Here is an 18,230-nt window from a genome sequence, read left to right as displayed (position 1 = left end):
TCTCAAGTGCATGAAAGATCGAGCAAAGTGCGCCTCATGGCAATGGGGATCGATGACAGGCGGGCTCCTTGCGCCAGGCAATCGTACCCTTGAGCCGCGCATGCGCATCCCGCGCGAGCGGAACCACCAGAACGCGGGCGGGGTCGACCGGGCCGGGAAACGTCAGCGCGTTGTGGGCAACCTTTTCGAAGCCAAGCGGACCGTAATAGGGCGGGTCTCCGACCAGAATGACCCCCTCCGATCCTCGCCGCTTCGCCGCCTCGATCGCAATCCTGACGAGTTCGCGGCCGATGCCCCGGCTCTTGTGCGACGGACGCACGGCCAGGGGTCCGAGAAGGTGACCGACAAGCGAGCCGGCCACGACAGGCGTCATCCGCACGGATGCGATCGTTTCGCCATCGTCAGCGCAGATGAAGGATAGCGAGAGGTCGTGCGGGCCCTGTTCGCGGATGCGCGCAGCGGCGCGCGTATGCCGGCCGGGGCCGAATGCTTCTTCGTTGATATGTTCGATAGCGGCGTCGTGCGACGCATCCTCAGTGAGGTAGACCAGATCGTGCTTGTGCATGATGAGACAGAAACCGGATAGACGAAAACAATGGATCTCGAGCGCGCCTTGAGGCGTTCGGGAGCATCAGCGTCGTCGCGGGTTTCCTAGTGCAAACATCGATCAGGTTCCAAAATGTGAAAAGGCGGATAGCAGGAAAAATTTCCCTCGTCCAATGGAAAAAACGAGCGAAACGGCGTGACGTGACGCAGTGTTCAATTTTTGCGGCCCTGCAAAGTCGGACAGTCTGCGATATCTTCGACGGCAACGAAAGAATTGAAGGACAGAAAAATGGGAATGCTGGTTGACGGCGTCTGGCATGACGTCTGGTACGACACCAAGGAAAGCAAGGGTCATTTCAAGCGCGCTGCATCGCAGTTTCGCAGCTGGATCACCGCTGACGGCAGTGCCGGCCCCTCAGGCACCGGTGGTTTCAAGGCGGAGGCTGGGCGCTACCACCTCTATGTCTCGCTGGCCTGCCCATGGGCGCACAGGACACTGATCTTCCGCAGGCTGAAGAAGCTCGAGGACATCATCTCCGTGTCTGTCGTGGACCCGTTGATGCTGGAGAACGGTTGGGAATTCAAGGTCGGCGACGGGGCCACCGGCGACCGGCTCAACGGGTCGAAGGCGCTCTCCGACATCTACGTAAAAGCCGATCCTCACTATTCCGGACGTGTGACCGTTCCGGTCCTGTGGGACACGAAGACTGGCACGATCGTCAACAACGAATCCTCCGAAATCATCCGGATGCTCAACACCGCTTTCGACCATCTCACGGGTTCGACGACCGATTTCTACCCGCACGACCTGCGTCCGGCGATCGATGACCTGAACGCCATCGTCTACGACACCGTCAACAACGGCGTGTACAAGGCCGGCTTCGCAACGAGCCAGGACGCCTACGCAGAGAGTGTGGCCAAGCTGTTCGAAACGCTCGACATGCTGGAAGAGCGCCTCGGCCGGGGTCGTTACCTCTTTGGTGACAGGCTGACCGAAGCCGACTGGCGCCTCTTCACCACTCTGGTGCGTTTCGACGCCGTTTATGTCGGCCACTTCAAGTGCAACATCCGCCGGATCGACGACTACCCGAACCTCGCCGCCTATCTGCGCGATCTCTACCAGACACCCGGCATCCGGGAGACCGTGAATTTCCGTCATATCAAGGACCACTACTACCGCAGCCACAAGACCATCAACCCGACGGGCATCGTGCCCAGCGGACCGGCGCTCGACCTGGACCGCCCGCACGGCCGCGGAGCGCTCGCCGTCGCCTGAGACCCTACCAGACGGGCGCGGGCTCGCGCTCGCCAGCCAGCTCCGCGAGGCGACGGTAGGTCGCGTCCGTCGTCCCCTGCGGTAAATTGTCGAGCGCAAAGAAGCCGCACTCGATGATTTCACGGTCCGGCGGGCGGGGAGCCGTCTGTTCGACCGTCGCCCGGTAAAACAGCACGTGGTCGCGGCTGCTGGCAGAGGTGTTGAAATACACTTGGAAAAGCTGCGGGCGGCCGACGATCTTCAGATTGCCTTCCTCACGCAGCTCCTTGACCAGTGCTTCCTCGGCCACCTCGCTGCGCTCCAGGCCGCCGCCAGGCATATGCCAGCCGGGCACATAGCTGTGCCGCACGAGAAAGATTCGGCCGTCGGCATCGAAGCAGGCGGCCCGAACGCCCATCGTCATGCCGCGCGCGACCGCAAAGTACATATGGACGACGCGCATGAGCAATCGCGACTGCCAGGGGCGGATGTGTTTCACGCTTCTTCCAATTCCATCAATCCGTTCAAGCAGATGTGTTTGATTTGCTATCATCCTGGGCTATGTGTGGACCCATGTTCAAGCTTGCGCACATCTCAGACGTCCACCTCGGGCCTTTGCCCCGCCTTTCCGTCCGCGAACTGTTTTCCAAACGCATCACTGGCTTTGTGAACTGGCATCGCAATCGGCGCAAGCACCTTTTCGGCGGCACGCTCGATCTTCTCCTGGAGGACATTCGCACTAGGCAGGTCGATCATCTGGCCGTCACCGGCGACCTGGTAAACCTCGCCAGCGGCATCGAAATTCGCGCCGCGGCAGCATGGCTGAGGGAGCTGGGCGATCCGGCCGACAACTCGGTCGTTCCCGGCAACCATGACGCCTACGTTCCGGGCGCCTACGAAAAGTCGATGCGCGCCTGGTACGATTATGTTCGGGGCGACCTTGCTCCGCCGGAATGGGAGGAGGGTCGCCACATTTTTCCATACCTGCGGGTTCGAGGCAAAGTCGCGATCGTCGGCTGCTCGACCGCCGTCGCCACACCGCCATTTGCGGCCAGCGGCTTCTTTGGCAGCAGGCAGGCCCGCGAAACGGTCAACATGTTGAGAGCTGCCGGCGAGGCGGGCCTCTTTCGCGTCGTGATGATCCACCATCCGCCGATCCGGGGCGCGACGTCCTTCCACAAACGGATGATCGGCATCCGCCGTTTCGGCGCGGTGATCTCGACCGGCGGCGCCGAACTCGTGCTTCACGGCCACACGCATCTCAACACGATCCACTGGCTTCGTGGCCAGACCGCGCCGGTGCCGGTTGTCGGCATAGCCTCCGGCTCGCAGGGTCCAGGGGGAATGAAGCCGGCGGCCGCCTACAACCTCTTCAGCATCGACGGTTCTCCCGGAGCCTGGGACCTGAAGGCAGAGCGGTTCAGCCTGAACGCCGACGGCACCGACGTGCGCCAGGAAAGCGTAGATATTTTCAGGGCTTAGCGCCGCAGGCGGAATCATTTTGGTCACGACCTGAATCACTGTCTGAAGACAGCTGCAGCCGCCGCAACATCCTCGCGCACCCCCCTTGGTATTTCAGAATCTCGGCGTACAATTCCTATCTCAGCGCTCACCACGGAGTTACGGCATGCAGTCCGCCTATCGCTTCCGCAGCCTCGCCCTCGCCGGCTGCCTCGCCCTCGCCTTTTCCGCCCCAGCCATGGCCGCAGGCGAAGAGACCGACCAGACCAAGCCGCCACCGAAAACCGAAACCACGACCAAGTGTGCCGACGGAAAGATCTGGGACAAGAAAAAGAAGGAATGCGTCGCTCCGAAGAAAAGCAGCTTCAACGACGACGATCTCTACAAGGCGGCGCGGGAATTCGCCTACGCCGGACAATACGAGAATGCGATCGCCGCACTTCGCCTTGCCGAAAACCAGAACGATCCCCGCATCCTCAACTATCTCGGCTATGCCAACCGCAAGGCGGGCCGGATGGAACTGGGAATGTCGTATTACCGCAAGGCACTGCTGGCCGATCAGAATTATATTCTTGCACGGTCATACATGGGACAAGCTTTGATGGAACAGGGTGACGTACAGGCGGCACGCGTCCAGCTGGTTGAAATCCGCGATCGCGGCGGCGAGAACACCTGGGCTTACCGATCGCTTCTTCAGTCGCTGAATGGCTATCGGACCTATTGAGACCCGTCGCACCGGCGAACGAAGAAAAGCTTCGAGAAACCCGTGGGATAAGTTGCCTTGTGCTTGCGTAGCATCCGCGATTTGTTTCATAAAGGACACAGAGACGATATAAATCGATTTCATCCGGCGATTGCCCGAATACCCGTGCACCCAATTTGGAAAGACTATGCGTCAACCCGTGGCGACCATCGATATCAGACGTGACCTTGTGGGTCTTTTGCCCCGGTTGCGCCGGTTCGCGATGACCCTTGCAGGCGACGCAGCGGGCGCCGACGAACTCGTGCAGGCGGCGTGTCAGCGGGCGATAGGGAAAAGCAACCAGTGGCAGGGAGAAGGCCGGCTGGAAAGCAGGGTATACACGCTGCTGCGCCAGCAATGGACCGATGACAGCCGCAAGCGCAAACCGCACGCCGCGCCGCGAACCAACGTCACCGATATCCGCAATGCGGTCCGCGACCGCACCTCGGCGCTCGACTCCGACGCGATTCACCAGATGATTGCCGAGATGCCGGAAGGCATTGCAAGCGTATTCCTGCTCGTCGCCGTCGAAGGACACACCTATCAGCAGGCCGCCGACATCATGGGCGTTGCCGCAACAATCATAGCCTCGCAACTGGCGCTCGCAAAAGCACACTTCGCCAGCCTCGCCGACGATCATTCCCATAGGTACTGAATTTGCTGGATTTCAAAAAACTGCCGCTCGATGCTCAATTGACCGCTCTCCTCGATGGAGAAGCGACGCCGGAACAGAGGCAGGAGCTGGAGCAGCGGCTGCAGACCGACGATAGCGCCAGACGCCTCTATGACAGGCTGCGTCACGGCGCAGATTTCGGCAAGCGCCGCCTTGACGACATTCTCAAGGAGCCCGTGCCGCTGGCGCTCGTTCGCTCGATCAAAAGCGTGCAACCGCCCAAGGCACCGGCCGCGCCGCGCCTGTCGCGTCCGTCGTTGAAGCTCGCGCCCACGGGGCCGCAGGCACTGGCGGCGGCAATCATCCTCTTCGTCGCGGGATGCGGCATCGGCTACCTGGCAGCCCATAGCCGTGGTGAGACACCTGCCGCGCAGATATCCGAGGCAAACTTGCCATCGGAGCCGCATGAATGGCTGGATGACATCCTCGCCAACCAGCGCCTGCTGGCACGCCAGCCGCGCCACCTCGTCGAGGTGCCCGCGTCCCAGGCGGAGGAAATCTCGAACTGGTTGACCACCGCCGTGGGCGTCGCATTCCGGGTGCCGGATCTCGGCACCGACGGCTGGACGTTTCAGGGCGCCCGGGTCGTTCTCGCGGACGGCCGACCGGCAGGCCAGCTGATCTACACCAGCGCCGACGGCGACATCGCCACGATCGCCTTCCGCAAGGACAGCCAGCCGGCGGACTCGGAAGACTTCAAGGAAATTATCCGGGACGAGATCGGCTTGGTCACCTGGCACAATGCAGGCACATCCTATGTGCTCGTCGGGCCCTCGTCGGAGGCTTCGCTCAGTCAGCTTGCCATGCAGATCGCGACGGCCATTTGAGTCAAACCGGCATCCGCGGCCCGGTCCACTAGGCAGTTGGAACAAGCACAACCTTCCCGGCGACGCTGCGGCTCTCGATGGCCCGGTGCGCCGACGCTACGTCCGCGAGTGCAAATCGGCCGCCAATCTGAACCTTCAGTACCCCCTGTGCGGCGAGGTCGAACAGCATGGCGACGTCCGCAGCGAGATCGGCCGCATTCAGCAGCGGTATCAATGCAAAGCCCGTCAGTTTCTGATTGTTCGCTATCATGCGATTGAGATCTGCTTCGTCGAGCTGGAAGCGACCGAGAGCACCGAACATCAACTCCCCGCCCGGAGCCAGGGATTCAAGGACCGTTCGGGTCACGTCGCCACCAACCGTATCATAAATCAGATCGACGCCGCCGCAGGACGATACGGGCAACTCCCCGTAGTCGACCGCATGATGCGCCCCGAGCGAAAGTGAGAGCGACCGTTTCTCGGCGGTACTTGCAGCTGCGATCACAACCGCCGCGCCTTCCCTCTTTGCCAGCTGCAAAAGCAGCGACCCCACCCCGCCGCCGGCGGCCGTGATCAGCACCCGCCGGGCCTTTGGTGAAGCCTGCCTGACCATATGAAGCGCCGTCAACCCCTGCACCAGCAAGGCTGTCGCCTCCGCAAATCCGAGGGCATTCGGCAACCGAATAGCCGATCTCAGGTCGGCGACCACATACTCCGCATAGCCACCATATGCCCTTTCGGTGGCGAACAACGGCACAGCGACCCGCGTCCCGAGAAGCGCGCTCTCGACTCCTTCACCCAAGCCTTCGACGACGCCGGCGATCTCGACCCCCGGAAACATCGGAAGATCCGGCGTGACCGCATACCGGTCGCCTCGCATCAGAACCTCGAAGAAATTGACGCCGGCCGCGCGAACTCCGATCAGCACCTCGCCTGGACCTGGCGTCGGGACCGGGCGCTCGACGATGCCCAGAACTTCGGGCGGTCCGAAACGATCGAAACGGATGGCTTTCATGGCAGACCTCGTGTTTGAATGGCACGAGGCGAACTTTACCAATAGACTGGGTGGCCGAAATACACACCCTTTCGTGTCATACCCACCAGGAGGTAACCATGGCAGACACCTTGAAAAGACTGCCGAAACTGCCCGTCGAGCGGGCATTGAAGGTCATTGCGGGGCGCTGGAAGCCCGTGATCCTCTACTACATCTTCAGCGGCCCGCGGCGCCTCTCCGAACTTAAGCGGATGATGCCCGAGATCACCCAGAAGGTGTTGATCCAACAGTTGCGGGAGATGGAAGAACACGGCCTGGTGCGGCGCGAGATCTTTGCCGAGGTGCCGGCACGCGTTGAATACACTGCGACGGCGCTCGGCCTGGAGCTCGAACCGGTGTTGCTGGCGCTTTGCCGATGGGGTCAGCGCCACGCCGAGGCGCTGAACGAAACGCCGGACCTGGCCGACTGCATCGTGAAACCCCGCCAGATCGCGGCGTAAGAGGCGCAGCGGTTTCGGCCCCCTGCGCCACGAGATCAGGCCTTGCCGGCCTTCACATCGAGCACCCGGTTGGCAGCGGATACAATCGCTTCCAGCGACGCTCCAACGATGTTGGTGCTGATGCCGGCGCCGAAGAGCTTTCCGCCTGGGTAGGACGTCTCGACATAGGAAATGGCGGCAGCGTTCGAGCCGTGCTGCAGCGAATGCTCCGAATAGTCCTGAACAGACATCTCGATGCCGAGATAATGCGACAGCGCATCGATGAAGCCGTCGATCGGTCCGTTGCCCCGACCCTCGATACGCTTCGTCTCGCCGTTGTCGGTGATCTCGGCTGCCACAACGCGGACGCCCTTGCGCTCGGGATCGGCGTAGGTGTGGTGATCGACAAACTTGATCCGACCCTCGGGCTGCGTCACGTAACGCTCGATGAAGCGGTCGTAGATGCGCCTTGATGGCAGTTCCTTGCCTTCGTCGTCGGTGATGCGCTGGATTTCCTCGCGGAACTCGACCTGCAGGTTGCGCGGCAGGTTCAACCCGTAGTCCTGCTGCAGGATATAAGCGATGCCGCCCTTGCCCGACTGCGAGTTGATGCGGATGATCGCCTCGTAGGAGCGACCGACGTCCTGCGGATCGATCGGCAGGTACGGCACTTCCCAGACAGGATGATTGGCGATCTTGATCGCCTTCATGCCCTTGTTGATCGCGTCCTGGTGCGAGCCGGAAAAGGCAGTGTAGACAAGCTCGCCGACGTATGGATGGCGCTCGCCGATCGCCATCTGGTTCGAGTATTCGAAGACTTCCTTCATGCGCACGATGTCGGAGCAATCGATTTCTGGATCCACGCCCTGTGTGAACATGTTCAGCGCCATCGTCACGACGTCGACATTGCCGGTCCGCTCGCCGTTGCCGAACAGCGTGCCTTCGACGCGGTCGGCGCCAGCCAGCAATGCCAGCTCGGCGGCGGCAATGCCGGTGCCGCGGTCATTGTGCGGATGCAGCGAAATAATCAGGTTCTCGCGGTTGTCGAGGTTGCGGCACATCCACTCGATCTGGTCGGCATAGACATTCGGCGTTGCCATCTCGACGGTGGACGGCAGGTTGACGATCAGCTTGTTGTCAGGCGTCGGCTTCATCACCTCGATGACGGCGTTGCAGATCTCCAGTGCAACGTCGAGCTCGGTGCCGGTAAAGCTCTCCGGCGAATATTCGAAGCGGTAGCCGCCGCCGGCCTTGGCGGCCATGTCGCTGATCATCTTCGCCGCATCGACGGCGATCTGCTTGATCCCCTGGACATCCTTGGCAAACACGACCCGTCGCTGCAACTCGCTGGTTGAATTGTAGAAATGGACGATCGGACGGTTGGCACCCTCAAGCGCTTCGAACGTACGGGTGATCAGCTCAGGCCGGCACTGCACGAGAACCTGCAGCGAAACATCGTCAGGCACGTTGCCGTCCTCGATGCACCAGCGTGCAAAGTCGAAATCGGTCTGCGAGGCGGACGGGAAACCGATCTCGATTTCCTTGAAGCCCATCTCCAGCAGCATATGGAACATGCGTGCCTTGCGGTCGTGGCCCATCGGGTCGACCAAAGCCTGGTTGCCGTCGCGCAGATCCACCGAACACCAGATCGGTGCCTTGGTGATCGTCTTCGTCGGCCATGTGCGGTCGGGTATGTTCACCTGCGGATACGCGCGGTACTTCATCGCCGCATCCGGCATGCCCTTGGTCTGGGAGCGGGTCTTCGTGTCCATGTCTTCTCTTCCTCTTCCCGTCATGTCGCCGCGTAATAGCTCATGGCATACCGCTTGGCGATGACGAATCCGGAGCAAAGCATCCGGTTGATCAATTTTGGGGATTTGCGCGAGGAGCTATGGCCGGGCGGGCTTTCGGCCGCCGGGCGCTCCTCAACGGACCCGGCAACCGCGCGTAAGGCCGAGGAGAAGAAGCGATGTCAGGGCGCGCGTATTGTCACGCAAGGCGATCCGCCCGCGTGCAATCTGCTCAGAAATCATCATGCCCGTGTTCTTCATGGTCGCGCTTATAGCCGGAGGACAAAAAACTGGCAACCCCTGATTATTTCTTTGTCAATTGCACAAAGCGCGACAGCACCATCATCAGTCCGCCGGCGAGCAGCCCCCAGAAAGCACCCGAAATGCCGCCGAAGGAAACGCCTGAGGCTGTCACGAGAAATGTAATCGCCGAAGCTTCGCGTGTTTCGGGCGCCTGGAATGCCGACATGGCGGAGCTGGAGAACGCGCCAACCAGCGCCAGTCCGGCAACGGCCTGGATCAGGATCGGCGGAGCCAGTGCCACGAACGCCGTCACCGCGCCGGCCAGCAGGCCGATTATGACATAACCGATGCCGGCGACCAGCGCCGCCCAGTAGCGCCGGGCCGGATCGGGGTGCGCGTCGTGCCCGGCACACATGGCAGCGGTGATCGCCGCCAGATTGACCGCGTGTCCGCCGAACGGCGCGGAAAGCAGCGAGAAGAGACCGGTCACCGCAAAGAGCGGCCCCGGCTTCGGCTCATAGCCGTTGACCTTCAGCACGGCGATACCCGGAATATTCTGCGACGCCATGGTCACGATGAACAGTGGCAGCGCGATCGAGATGAAGGCGGGGAGATTGAACACCGGGGCGACGAACTCGACGGTCGGCAGCAACGAACGCTCGACCGACGCCAAACCGCCCTCCGGAATATCGACGCCGAACGCAAGGACCAGCACGAAGGCGGCGAGCGCTGCAGGCACGGCCCACAGTCGCTTGAAGGCGCCGACGACGATCCAGGCCAGCGCGATCGGCAACCCGAGCAATGGATTGAACCCGATCGCCTTCACCGGCGCGAAGCAAAGGCCGATCAGCACGCCCGCAAGCATGGCATTGGCAAGCGGCGCGGGAATAGCGGCAACGGCCCGCCCGAGCGGACGAAACAGGCCGGCGATCACGATCAGGGCGGCGCACACGAGAAAAGCCCCGACGGCAGCATTGAAGCCGCCTTCGACGAGACCGGTGCTGGCAAGCAGCGCTCCCCCTGGCGTCGACCAGGCGATGCTGACCGGCAATCGCGTCGCGATGCTGAGGACGATCGCGCAGAGGCCCATCGAGATCGACAGGGCCATCAGCCCCGACGCAGCCTGCGTCTCGCTGGCGCCCACTGCCTGCAAACCGTGCAGCACGACGGCGAACGAACTGGCAAAGCCGACGAAGGCCGTGAGAATGCCCATGAAAAGGCTTTGAACGGAAAAATCTTTGAGCATGACCGGACTCTTGCGGACGACGTGCCGCATGGAGCCGGATCGGGCAGAGTCGTGCAAGGCCGGAAGATCGCTATTCCGACAACATCGCTGAATTTTTGCGGGCTGCGATGCGCCGGCGTGCTGTGCAGAAACAAAAAAGCGCCCTCGCCCACCTATCCGGCGAGCAAGGGCGCTTTCCATTGTGCGATCAGATGTCGCTCTGCGAGGTGATGACTCGCGAAACGAGACCGTAGGTCTTCGCCTCTTCGGCGGAAAGCCAGTAGTCGCGGTCGGTATCGGTTGCGATCTTCTCATAGGACTGGCCGGTAGCTTCAGCCATGATCTTGTTCAGGCGCTCATTCATCTTGATGATTTCGCGCGCCTGGATCTCGATGTCGGATGCCATGCCGCGCGTGCCGCCGGACGGCTGGTGCAGAAGGAAGCGCGTGTTCTGCAGGCAAAGGCGCCGCTCCTTCGGAGCCGCGACAAAGATCAGCGCGCCGGCGGAAGCGACCCAGCCGGTGCCGATCATCCAGACCTTCGGCTTGATGAACTTGATCATGTCATGGATCGAATCGCCGGACTCGACGTGACCGCCGGGCGAATTGACGTAGATGCGGATATCGTCGTCGCTGGCTGCGGCAAGCGCCACGAGCTGCGAGCAGACCTTCTGCGCCAGTTCCTGATTGATCGGTCCATAGATGAAGATGGAACGCGACTTGAAAAGGTTCGCCTCCGTTTCCTTGCCGAGCGGCAGTTCCTTCGTCTTGTCGTCCTGGTCTTCGTCGTTCATTCGAACCTCTCTCACGTAAATTCGGGTTCCCCGCACATAGTGCGACTCAATGCGTAAAACAATGCGGGAAAAAGACAAGCCACGGAACGGGTGAAGATATGGTTAGGGTATCTGAGGCCAACTGAAATGTAACTTGGCCAGGCTTTGAAAAGCCCAAATCCGTTCCTACGTCTTTCTCACGGAAAACACCCGCACGCAATCAAGGAGACAGTCATGTCACCCGAAGAACGCCAATTGCTGACCTCCCTCTTCGAGCGCGTTCGCACGGCCGCAGCAACGCCGCGCGACGGGGATGCCGAAGCACTCATCGATCAGGGCACGCGCGAGCAGCCGTACACGGCCTACTATCTCGCCCAGGCCGTCATCGTTCAGGAGAAAGGGCTGGAGGCCGCGGCAAGCCGCATCAAGGAACTGGAAGCGCGCATCCACGAGCTTGAGGCACGCGAAGGCGAGCATCGGCAGGCCGAACAGGGCGGCGGCTTCCTGAGTTCGATCTTCGGAAGCAGCCAGGCGCAACAGCCTACCCCTCCCTCGGGACCATGGGGAAATGCGCCGCGCCTGAATGCGCAGCCGGATCGCGACACAGCCCCGCGCGCAACGCCGCAGCAACCGGCCGGTCCGTGGAACCCGCAGCCATCGGCTCCTTCGGCAGGCGGCAGCTTCCTCCAAGGTGCGCTCGGCACCGCTGCCGGCGTTGCCGGCGGCATGCTGCTCGCCAACTCGTTGAGCGGCATTTTCGGCAGCCATATGTCGTCGCTCGGCCTGGGATCGCTGGCGTCGGGTGCCAATGCGCTCGGCGGCGCCCCGGTCGAGGAGACCGTCGTCAACAACTATTTCGGTGACGACAAGGATAAACCGCAGGCGGCGAGCGCCGACACAAAGAACGACGATGCCAGCAACGACGCCGATCTGCAGGAGGCGAGCTACGATGACGACGGCGATGACAATGACGACCAGTCGGATTCCGGCGACGACTCCTTCGACGTCTGACGGCAGGGGGCATCATTTTTGCCGTAGAGAGCAATGCCCGGTCGCGCGGTCCGTCCCACTCCTGCGCGACCCGGCGTCGATTGATAAGCACCGAAGGCAGAGATAAGGTCCACGAAATCATATTTCATTTTTATTGGGCAAGACATCAGTGAAGATCCTCATCATCAGTCGACAGGCCGAGGAAACGAGAAGGCGGTTTCAACAGCAGCAGATGAAGAAGCTGGGACTGGACTACGAGTTCCTGGATGCCTTCGAAGCCGGCGACCTATCGGACGACGATTGCCAGACGGCAGCGAACAGCTGGCCAAGCCCAACGCTTCGCCAGGACGTGGCCTGCTTCACCTCCCACAGAATGGCGTGGCAAGCCGTTGTCGATCGCGGTGAAAAGACGCTGATACTTGAGGACGACGCTGTCCTTTCCGAGGACATTGCCGATGCATTGAGGGCCATCGGCGACCGCAACGATGATTGGAACTGCGCCTACGATCTCGAATTCGTGCCCCTGCCGCACATCCTCGCAAAGTCGTGGTCTTGGATCGATCGCGGCAGGCGTTTTAGGGCAACGCGCGTTTTTCAGAACCGCCTCGGCCTCGCCGGCTACGTCATCGGTCCACGTGCCGCCGCAAAGATGCTTGAGGATACAGGCAGCTATGCGCTGGTCGACGCCTATTTCTGGCATCGATCCTGGCTCAAGGCCTACCAGATAGAGCCGGCACCCGTCATCCAGCTGCGATTTGTCGGTGATCACGCCGAAAAACAGGCTTTCCTGCGAACCTCGACCGACACGGCGTTCAGGCCCAGGAGCAAGCTGCGCAAGAACCTCATGCGGCTCCGCCTCGAAACCATCAAGGCACGAAATCTGGTGAAGGGCCTGCTCGGGGGCAAAAAGCGCAACATCGAGATCGACCCGGCCAGCTTTTCGCTAGGATCGGACTGAACCGGAGGCTCAGCCCCGGCCGCGATAGGTCGCAACACCCTGATCCGGCAGCCACACGCCTTCCGGCGGCTTGCCGGTCTGCCAGAACACGTCGATCGGAATACCGCCGCGTGGGTACCAGTAGGCACCGATCCGCAACCACTTGGGATCGAGCAGTTCCACCAGTCGCTTGGCGATGTAGATCGAACAATCCTCGTGAAAGGCGCCGTGATTGCGGAATGAGTGCAGGAAGAGCTTCAGTGCCTTGGATTCCACCAGCCATTCGTTCGGAATGTAGTCGATGACGATGTGGGCGAAATCGGGCTGACCTGTCATCGGGCACAGGGAGGTGAACTCCGGTGCGGTGAAGCGTACGACATAGTCGGTGCCGGCATGGTTCGACGGCACCTTTTCCAGTACCGCATCCTCAGGCGACTTCGGCGCTTCCGTCTGGTGACCCAGCATCGAGAGGTTCGAAACGTCTGTATTGGGCATTCAAGCCTCCTTGATAACTTTGACGCGAATGCCGTGGGCCTTTTCGCCCTCAGGCTCCACGTGAATGGCAATGCTGGAGCCCGGATGCACCGCGCGGATGGCATCTTCAAGGCGGTCGCATATATCGTGCGCCTGCCTTACAGACATCGCGGCCGGCACGACAAGGTGGAAATCGATGAAAGTGACTGCGCCGGCGCGCCGCGTCTTCAGGTCGTGCACGCCGAGCGACCCTGCCCCATGCGTCGCAATCGCCAGTTTGATCGCTTCCTCCTCATGAGTCTCGACGGCCTGGTCCATGAGGCCGCCGATGGACTGCGAAATGACCTTCCAGCCCTGATAGAGGATGTTGACGGCAACGAGGATGGCCAGGATCGGATCGAAGATCGCGTAGCCGGTCGCCAGCGCCAGCAAGAGACCGATAAGAACGCCAACCGAGGTCACGACGTCAGACATGATATGCTGGCCGTCGGCAGTAAGAGCGGGCGAGCGGTGCTTGCGCCCCGTCCGGATCAGAAGCTGCGCCCAGACGGCGTTGATCACGCCCGCAGCAAAATTGATGGCAAGGCCGAGCGCCGGCGCATCCAGCATCCGCGGATCGGACAGATGGGCAACGGCCTCGTTGACGATCAGAAGTGCCGCAACGACGATAAGTACCCCTTCGCTGACCGCCGACAGATACTCAGCCTTGTGATGCCCGAAAGGGTGGTCGTGGTCTGCCGGCTTCTGTGCATAGCGGATGACGAAAAAGGCGATGAAGGCGGCAACGACGTTGACCGTCGATTCCAGCCCGTCCGACAGAAGTGCCACCGACCCGGTCACCCACCATGCGACCATCTTCAGGCCCATGACGCCCAGCGACATCGGAATACCCCAAAGCGCGAGCCGCCGAACCGTGAGATTGCCCTGATTGTCCATATCGATCCTCTGCCAGTCTCTGTGCGCCAATCTCAGTGCGCCAATCTCAGTGCGGATGCGAACGAATTGCAGAAACCATGCCATTCAAACGCAAAACCGCCCGCGCGAAAATCGCGCCGGCGGCCAATGAGGGCCATATGGGCAACAATGCGCGACTTGTCAAAGGGTCAAGCCGGCATGGCTGTCGATTGTCGCGTTTATTCGATGCTTGCAGGTTGGCTCTCGGCGACATCAGGCGCAACAGCACCGGCACTGACCTGATTGACAATCAAAGGCTGTGGCCAGCGCAAAAGCGCCGCCTGCCCCGCCCCGGTCAGGGCATAGACGCCCTTTTCCACGCGCTCGAACCATCCATAGACATTGCTGAGCAGTATCTTTCCGGCGTCCGGCGCCAAAGCCTTCATATCCCGCGGCCGCGCCAATCCATGCTGCAGCGCCGACGCGCAGGCGAGCGCCTGCTGCCTATAGGCCGTCATGATTGGCGCCCGCGAGCCGCCACCGAGGACAGGATCGCCGCGGCGCATCTGGTGTTCCTTCACGAGGCGTGACCGCCGCTTTGGATTGGTGCGCGGCATCGGTGCGACGGAACTGACGAGGATGCTGACCTCGCCGGCATCGGAGACGCCGAGCATGCCGATCCCGAGCCGGCGGCACAGGTCGCGATAGCGCTTGTCGGCCTCCCGCCCGCGACCTTTGGCCGAAACCCGCGCAGCGATCCACACCTCGTCGCTCGCCGCTGCGCGGTCGACCGCCTGGAGAATGAGTTCAAGATTGAAGGAAAGCTTGAGTTCGCAGACGACGACGACCGGCGGTTCCGCATCGCTGAGCCCGACGAGATCGCATGCGCCGATCTCACCCTTGACGATATAGCCGGCGGCTTCGAGGAAGGCCTTGACCGGCAGATACAACGATGTCTCCATTCGAACAGGTCCCCCTTTCCGATGTGATCGTTTCCGAACGTCCTGATTTGCCTCACGAAGTCAACAGGACTCTGCTGACACCCTAATCCTGGAAGATGTAGGAAGCGCACATCTCGTCGGAACTGCGCGGCGGTTGGCTGCCTGTAAACACCGCCACTGTTGAAAGGCCGTCGCCCGCAGACCAGGACGCCACATAGCTGACGTCTCCCGCCCCACAAAGCGCGTTGCCGTTGAGGAGCACCGGATCCGCCGGCTCTTCGACGCGATAGAGCGATGCTGGCACGCGCTGCCCATCGACGACGAAGTGATCGCCAAGGAGATCGGAGAATGCAAGGCTCTCGCCATTGGCGAAAGCGATGCCGAAATCGTCGAAGGATATATCGCCGGTCACGCTCTCGGCTGTCTTGCTGTAGGCGGTGTAGTCATCGCCACGGGCGACAACCGACCATGTCGCAGCCATGGCCAGAGCCAAGGCAATCGTCCGCAGGTGCAAAATCATTTCATAGCCTTCCTTGAAGAGCATTGCCTCTGGTTGGCAGCCTTGCGTCCCTGCAGTGCATCCTGTCAAGGCGATGGCGCAGCCGCCGACAAGGCCGGACGGTCCACGGCAATAATGCTGGCTGCGGCTCTTTCGCGGCGAGGCCGGGGAAGTGGCCACGCCGCGGGATCGTCCTGTCAAAGCCGGCTGCCTCAGGCTGCCTTGATCTTCGCCTTGCGCGCCAGATGCGCCACGACGTTCTCGATCATCCGCATGCCGGCATCGCCGCCGAGCGTCATGATCGATTCGGGGTGGAACTGGACCGCCGCAATCGGCTCCTTGGCATGCTCGATGCCCATGATCGTGCCGTCCTCGCTTTCCGCCGTGATGATGAACTCTCGCGGCAGCGTCGACGGATCGGCGAAGATCGAGTGGTATCGGCCGACGGTCACTTCTTTGCCGAGGCCGGAGAATACGAGACCCGGCTCCAGCACGCGGATGCGCGACGGCTTGCCGTGCATCGGCAGCGCCAGATGTCGAAGCTCGCCGCCATAGGCTTCCGCGATCGCCTGCAGGCCGAGGCAGACGCCGAAGATCGGAAGATTCCGCGCCCGCGCCTTCTTGATCGTCGCCTTGCAGTCGAAATCCTTCGGATTGCCCGGGCCTGGCGACAGCACGACGAGATCCGGGTCCAGCCGGTCGAAAATCTCCTCGGCAACCGGCGAGCGGACCGTCGAAACCGTCGCTCCCGTCTGGCGGAAATAGTTGGCGAGCGTGTGGACGAAGCTGTCTTCGTGGTCGACCAACAGAATTTTGACGCCCTTGCCGACGGCAGCGACGTCACGCTGGATTTTGCCGGAGTTGCCGGCCTTGGCATCACGGATGGCGGAAAGCATGGCAGACGCCTTCAGTTCGGTTTCGGCTTCTTCCTCGTCGGGAATGGAATCGTTGAGCAAGGTGGCCCCTGCCCTGACTTCCGCAATCCCGTCCTTGATCCGCACGGTTCGCAGCGTCAGGCCCGTGTTCATGTCGCCGTTGAAGCCGACCATGCCGATTGCGCCGCCATACCAGGCGCGCGGGCTCTTTTCATGGCTTTCGATGAAGCGCATGGCCCAGAGCTTTGGCGCACCCGTCACCGTCACCGCCCAGGCGTGGGACAGGAAGCCGTCGAAGGCATCCATGTCGTCGCGCAGGCGGCCTTCGATATGATCGACCGTGTGGATGAGACGCGAATACATCTCGATCTGGCGGCGGCCGATGACCTTGACCGAACCCGGCTCGCACACACGGCTCTTGTCGTTGCGGTCGACGTCGGAGCACATCGTCAGCTCGGACTCGTCCTTCTTGGAATTCAAGAGCTTCAGGATCTGCTCGCTGTCGGCGATCGGGTCGTCGCCGCGCTTGATCGTGCCCGAGATCGGGCAGGTCTCGATGCGGCGGCCTGACACGCGCACGAACATCTCGGGCGAGGCGCCGACCAGATACTCCTGGTTTCCAAGGTTGATGAAGAAGGAATAGGGCGACGGATTGATCGCCTTCAGCCGCTTGGAGATATCCGAAGGCTTGCTGTCGCAGCGCTCCATGAACTTCTGGCCGGGCACCACCTCGAAGAGATCGCCCTTGCGGAAACTTTCCTTGGCCTTGACGACCAGCTCGGCATATTCGCCCGGACGATGATCGCTCTTCGGCGGGATGGCATCGGTACGCTGGAACGGCTCCGGCGCGATGTCGCCCGCCTTGCCCTCGGTCGAGCGGCCGCCCTTCTCGAAGTCGTAGCGGTCGATCCACGCCTTGGCCGAGTAGTTGTCGACGACGAGAATTTCGTCCGGCAGGTAGAGCACCATGTCGCGCTGGTCGGACGAGCGCACGAGCTTCAGGTCGATGGCGTCGAACTGGAAGGCAAGATCGTAGCCGAACGCGCCGTAGAGGCCAAGGCTTGCGTCCGCCTGGGAATAGAAGAGATCGGTAACGGCGCGCAGCACCGTGAACACGGTCGGGATCTTCGAGCGCTCTTCCTCGGTGAAGGCGCGATCCGGCGTCTTGACCGTCAGGTCCAGCCGCCGCGCCGTGGACGCGCCGAGTACCAGGTCGGAAATCGTCTTCAGCCGTTCGGTGACGAAGCCGAGGATCACCTCGCCGCGCTCGTTATAGGCTTCGATCCAGACCTGGCGGCCATTGCACGAAATCCCGAGCGGCGGGTCGACCACGGCGGTATCCCAGCGGGTGTAGCGGCCCGGATACTCGTAGTTCGACGAAAACACCGCGCCGCGCCGCTCGTCGAGCTTGTCGATATAGGAGGAGACCGCATCGCCATAGGGGATAGCCCGGCGCTGCCGCGTGACTGATATCCCGCCCTTGGTCTCGTAGATCTCCGCTCCGTCATCCCGAAGGATCGTTACCATTGTTTCACTCCGTTATCGGCCTGGATGACAGACGGCCTTAAAAACAAAAAAGCCGCCTGGCGTTTTTCCGGGCGGCTCACTCGTCGTCTTTGGACACGATTGGTCGA

The 18,230-nt window shown here is 61.7% G+C and carries 19 protein-coding genes; 8 read left to right on the top strand and 11 right to left on the bottom strand.

Translation table 11 applies throughout. The features are described from left to right. Nucleotides 1–34: 34 nt before the first annotated feature. Entirely contained in the window at nucleotides 35–565 is a 531-nt protein-coding gene (locus ASC97_RS07230; RefSeq protein ID WP_057467671.1) for a GNAT family N-acetyltransferase, read from the bottom strand. 270 nt (nucleotides 566–835) lie between these two features. On the opposite strand from ASC97_RS07230, the gene ASC97_RS07225 reads away from it, so the two are divergent. Beyond that, nucleotides 836–1,822 carry a glutathione S-transferase family protein gene (locus ASC97_RS07225; protein WP_057467670.1) on the top strand — a complete coding sequence of 329 codons (987 nt, stop codon included), beginning with the start codon at nucleotides 836–838 and terminating at the stop codon, nucleotides 1,820–1,822. A gap of 4 nt (nucleotides 1,823–1,826) precedes the next feature. Here the strand turns inward: ASC97_RS07225 and ASC97_RS07220 are convergent, their stop codons facing one another. Beyond that, nucleotides 1,827–2,264: an NUDIX domain-containing protein gene (locus tag ASC97_RS07220; RefSeq protein ID WP_057467695.1), complete on the bottom strand. Its 438-nt coding sequence runs from the start codon at nucleotides 2,262–2,264 to the stop codon at nucleotides 1,827–1,829. Between the two features lie 110 nt (nucleotides 2,265–2,374). On the opposite strand from ASC97_RS07220, the gene ASC97_RS07215 reads away from it, so the two are divergent. The 4 genes from ASC97_RS07215 to ASC97_RS07200 all read left to right on the top strand — a co-directional run bounded on the left by ASC97_RS07215 (nucleotide 2,375) and on the right by ASC97_RS07200 (nucleotide 5,504). Continuing rightward, a complete protein-coding gene (locus tag ASC97_RS07215) occupies nucleotides 2,375–3,283 on the top strand; it encodes a metallophosphoesterase family protein (RefSeq protein ID WP_057467669.1) in 909 nt (302 codons plus the stop codon). 145 nt (nucleotides 3,284–3,428) lie between these two features. Then, complete coding sequence (locus tag ASC97_RS07210) at nucleotides 3,429–3,986, top strand: hypothetical protein (RefSeq protein WP_057467668.1); 558 nt, start codon at nucleotides 3,429–3,431, stop codon at nucleotides 3,984–3,986. Nucleotides 3,987–4,152: 166 nt separating this feature from the next. Beyond that, the gene (locus tag ASC97_RS07205; protein ID WP_057467667.1) at nucleotides 4,153–4,659 is read left to right on the top strand and encodes an RNA polymerase sigma factor; all 507 of its coding nucleotides are present in this window, start codon (nucleotides 4,153–4,155) and stop codon (nucleotides 4,657–4,659) included. 2 nt (nucleotides 4,660–4,661) lie between these two features. Next, the gene (locus ASC97_RS07200) at nucleotides 4,662–5,504 is read left to right on the top strand and encodes an anti-sigma factor family protein (protein ID WP_057467666.1); all 843 of its coding nucleotides are present in this window, start codon (nucleotides 4,662–4,664) and stop codon (nucleotides 5,502–5,504) included. 28 nt (nucleotides 5,505–5,532) lie between these two features. Here the strand turns inward: ASC97_RS07200 and ASC97_RS07195 are convergent, their stop codons facing one another. Further along, on the bottom strand, nucleotides 5,533–6,498 hold the full coding sequence (locus tag ASC97_RS07195; RefSeq protein ID WP_057467665.1) for a quinone oxidoreductase family protein: 966 nt from the start codon (nucleotides 6,496–6,498) through the stop codon (nucleotides 5,533–5,535). Between the two features lie 98 nt (nucleotides 6,499–6,596). On the opposite strand from ASC97_RS07195, the gene ASC97_RS07190 reads away from it, so the two are divergent. Further along, nucleotides 6,597–6,977 carry a winged helix-turn-helix transcriptional regulator gene (locus ASC97_RS07190; protein ID WP_057467664.1) on the top strand — a complete coding sequence of 127 codons (381 nt, stop codon included), beginning with the start codon at nucleotides 6,597–6,599 and terminating at the stop codon, nucleotides 6,975–6,977. 35 nt (nucleotides 6,978–7,012) lie between these two features. Here ASC97_RS07190 and leuA read toward each other — a convergent pair whose 3' ends face one another. The 3 genes from leuA to ASC97_RS07175 form a co-directional block, all read right to left on the bottom strand. Beyond that, complete coding sequence (gene leuA, locus ASC97_RS07185; RefSeq protein ID WP_057467663.1) at nucleotides 7,013–8,728, bottom strand: 2-isopropylmalate synthase; 1,716 nt, start codon at nucleotides 8,726–8,728, stop codon at nucleotides 7,013–7,015. Nucleotides 8,729–9,050: 322 nt separating this feature from the next. Further along, the gene (locus ASC97_RS07180) at nucleotides 9,051–10,235 is read right to left on the bottom strand and encodes a benzoate/H(+) symporter BenE family transporter (RefSeq protein WP_057467662.1); all 1,185 of its coding nucleotides are present in this window, start codon (nucleotides 10,233–10,235) and stop codon (nucleotides 9,051–9,053) included. A gap of 187 nt (nucleotides 10,236–10,422) precedes the next feature. After that, entirely contained in the window at nucleotides 10,423–11,007 is a 585-nt protein-coding gene (locus tag ASC97_RS07175; RefSeq protein WP_057467661.1) for an ATP-dependent Clp protease proteolytic subunit, read from the bottom strand. A gap of 213 nt (nucleotides 11,008–11,220) precedes the next feature. On the opposite strand from ASC97_RS07175, the gene ASC97_RS07170 reads away from it, so the two are divergent. Together ASC97_RS07170 and ASC97_RS07165 are read left to right on the top strand one after the other, a co-directional pair. Next, nucleotides 11,221–11,997, top strand: coding sequence for a DUF2076 domain-containing protein (locus ASC97_RS07170; protein ID WP_057467660.1), 777 nt, complete (start codon nucleotides 11,221–11,223; stop codon nucleotides 11,995–11,997). A gap of 148 nt (nucleotides 11,998–12,145) precedes the next feature. Next, on the top strand, nucleotides 12,146–12,934 hold the full coding sequence (locus ASC97_RS07165; RefSeq protein WP_057467659.1) for a glycosyltransferase family 25 protein: 789 nt from the start codon (nucleotides 12,146–12,148) through the stop codon (nucleotides 12,932–12,934). Nucleotides 12,935–12,943: 9 nt separating this feature from the next. Here the strand turns inward: ASC97_RS07165 and queF are convergent, their stop codons facing one another. The 5 genes from queF to ASC97_RS07140 all read right to left on the bottom strand — a co-directional run bounded on the left by queF (nucleotide 12,944) and on the right by ASC97_RS07140 (nucleotide 18,123). Then, nucleotides 12,944–13,408 carry a preQ(1) synthase gene (gene queF, locus ASC97_RS07160; protein ID WP_057467658.1) on the bottom strand — a complete coding sequence of 155 codons (465 nt, stop codon included), beginning with the start codon at nucleotides 13,406–13,408 and terminating at the stop codon, nucleotides 12,944–12,946. After that, entirely contained in the window at nucleotides 13,409–14,323 is a 915-nt protein-coding gene (gene emfA, locus ASC97_RS07155; RefSeq protein ID WP_057467657.1) for a CDF family cation efflux transporter EmfA, read from the bottom strand. Between the two features lie 197 nt (nucleotides 14,324–14,520). Beyond that, the gene (locus tag ASC97_RS07150) at nucleotides 14,521–15,243 is read right to left on the bottom strand and encodes a DUF2161 domain-containing phosphodiesterase (protein WP_057467656.1); all 723 of its coding nucleotides are present in this window, start codon (nucleotides 15,241–15,243) and stop codon (nucleotides 14,521–14,523) included. Nucleotides 15,244–15,325: 82 nt separating this feature from the next. Further along, the gene (locus tag ASC97_RS07145; protein WP_057467694.1) at nucleotides 15,326–15,742 is read right to left on the bottom strand and encodes a hypothetical protein; all 417 of its coding nucleotides are present in this window, start codon (nucleotides 15,740–15,742) and stop codon (nucleotides 15,326–15,328) included. A gap of 191 nt (nucleotides 15,743–15,933) precedes the next feature. After that, nucleotides 15,934–18,123 carry an anthranilate synthase gene (locus ASC97_RS07140; protein WP_057467655.1) on the bottom strand — a complete coding sequence of 730 codons (2,190 nt, stop codon included), beginning with the start codon at nucleotides 18,121–18,123 and terminating at the stop codon, nucleotides 15,934–15,936. Nucleotides 18,124–18,230: the final 107 nt, after the last annotated feature.

It is taken from the genome of Rhizobium sp. Root1203 (assembly GCF_001424945.1).
GTDB lineage: Bacteria > Pseudomonadota > Alphaproteobacteria > Rhizobiales > Rhizobiaceae > Rhizobium.
This window is presented reverse-complemented; position numbering and strand designations above follow the sequence as displayed.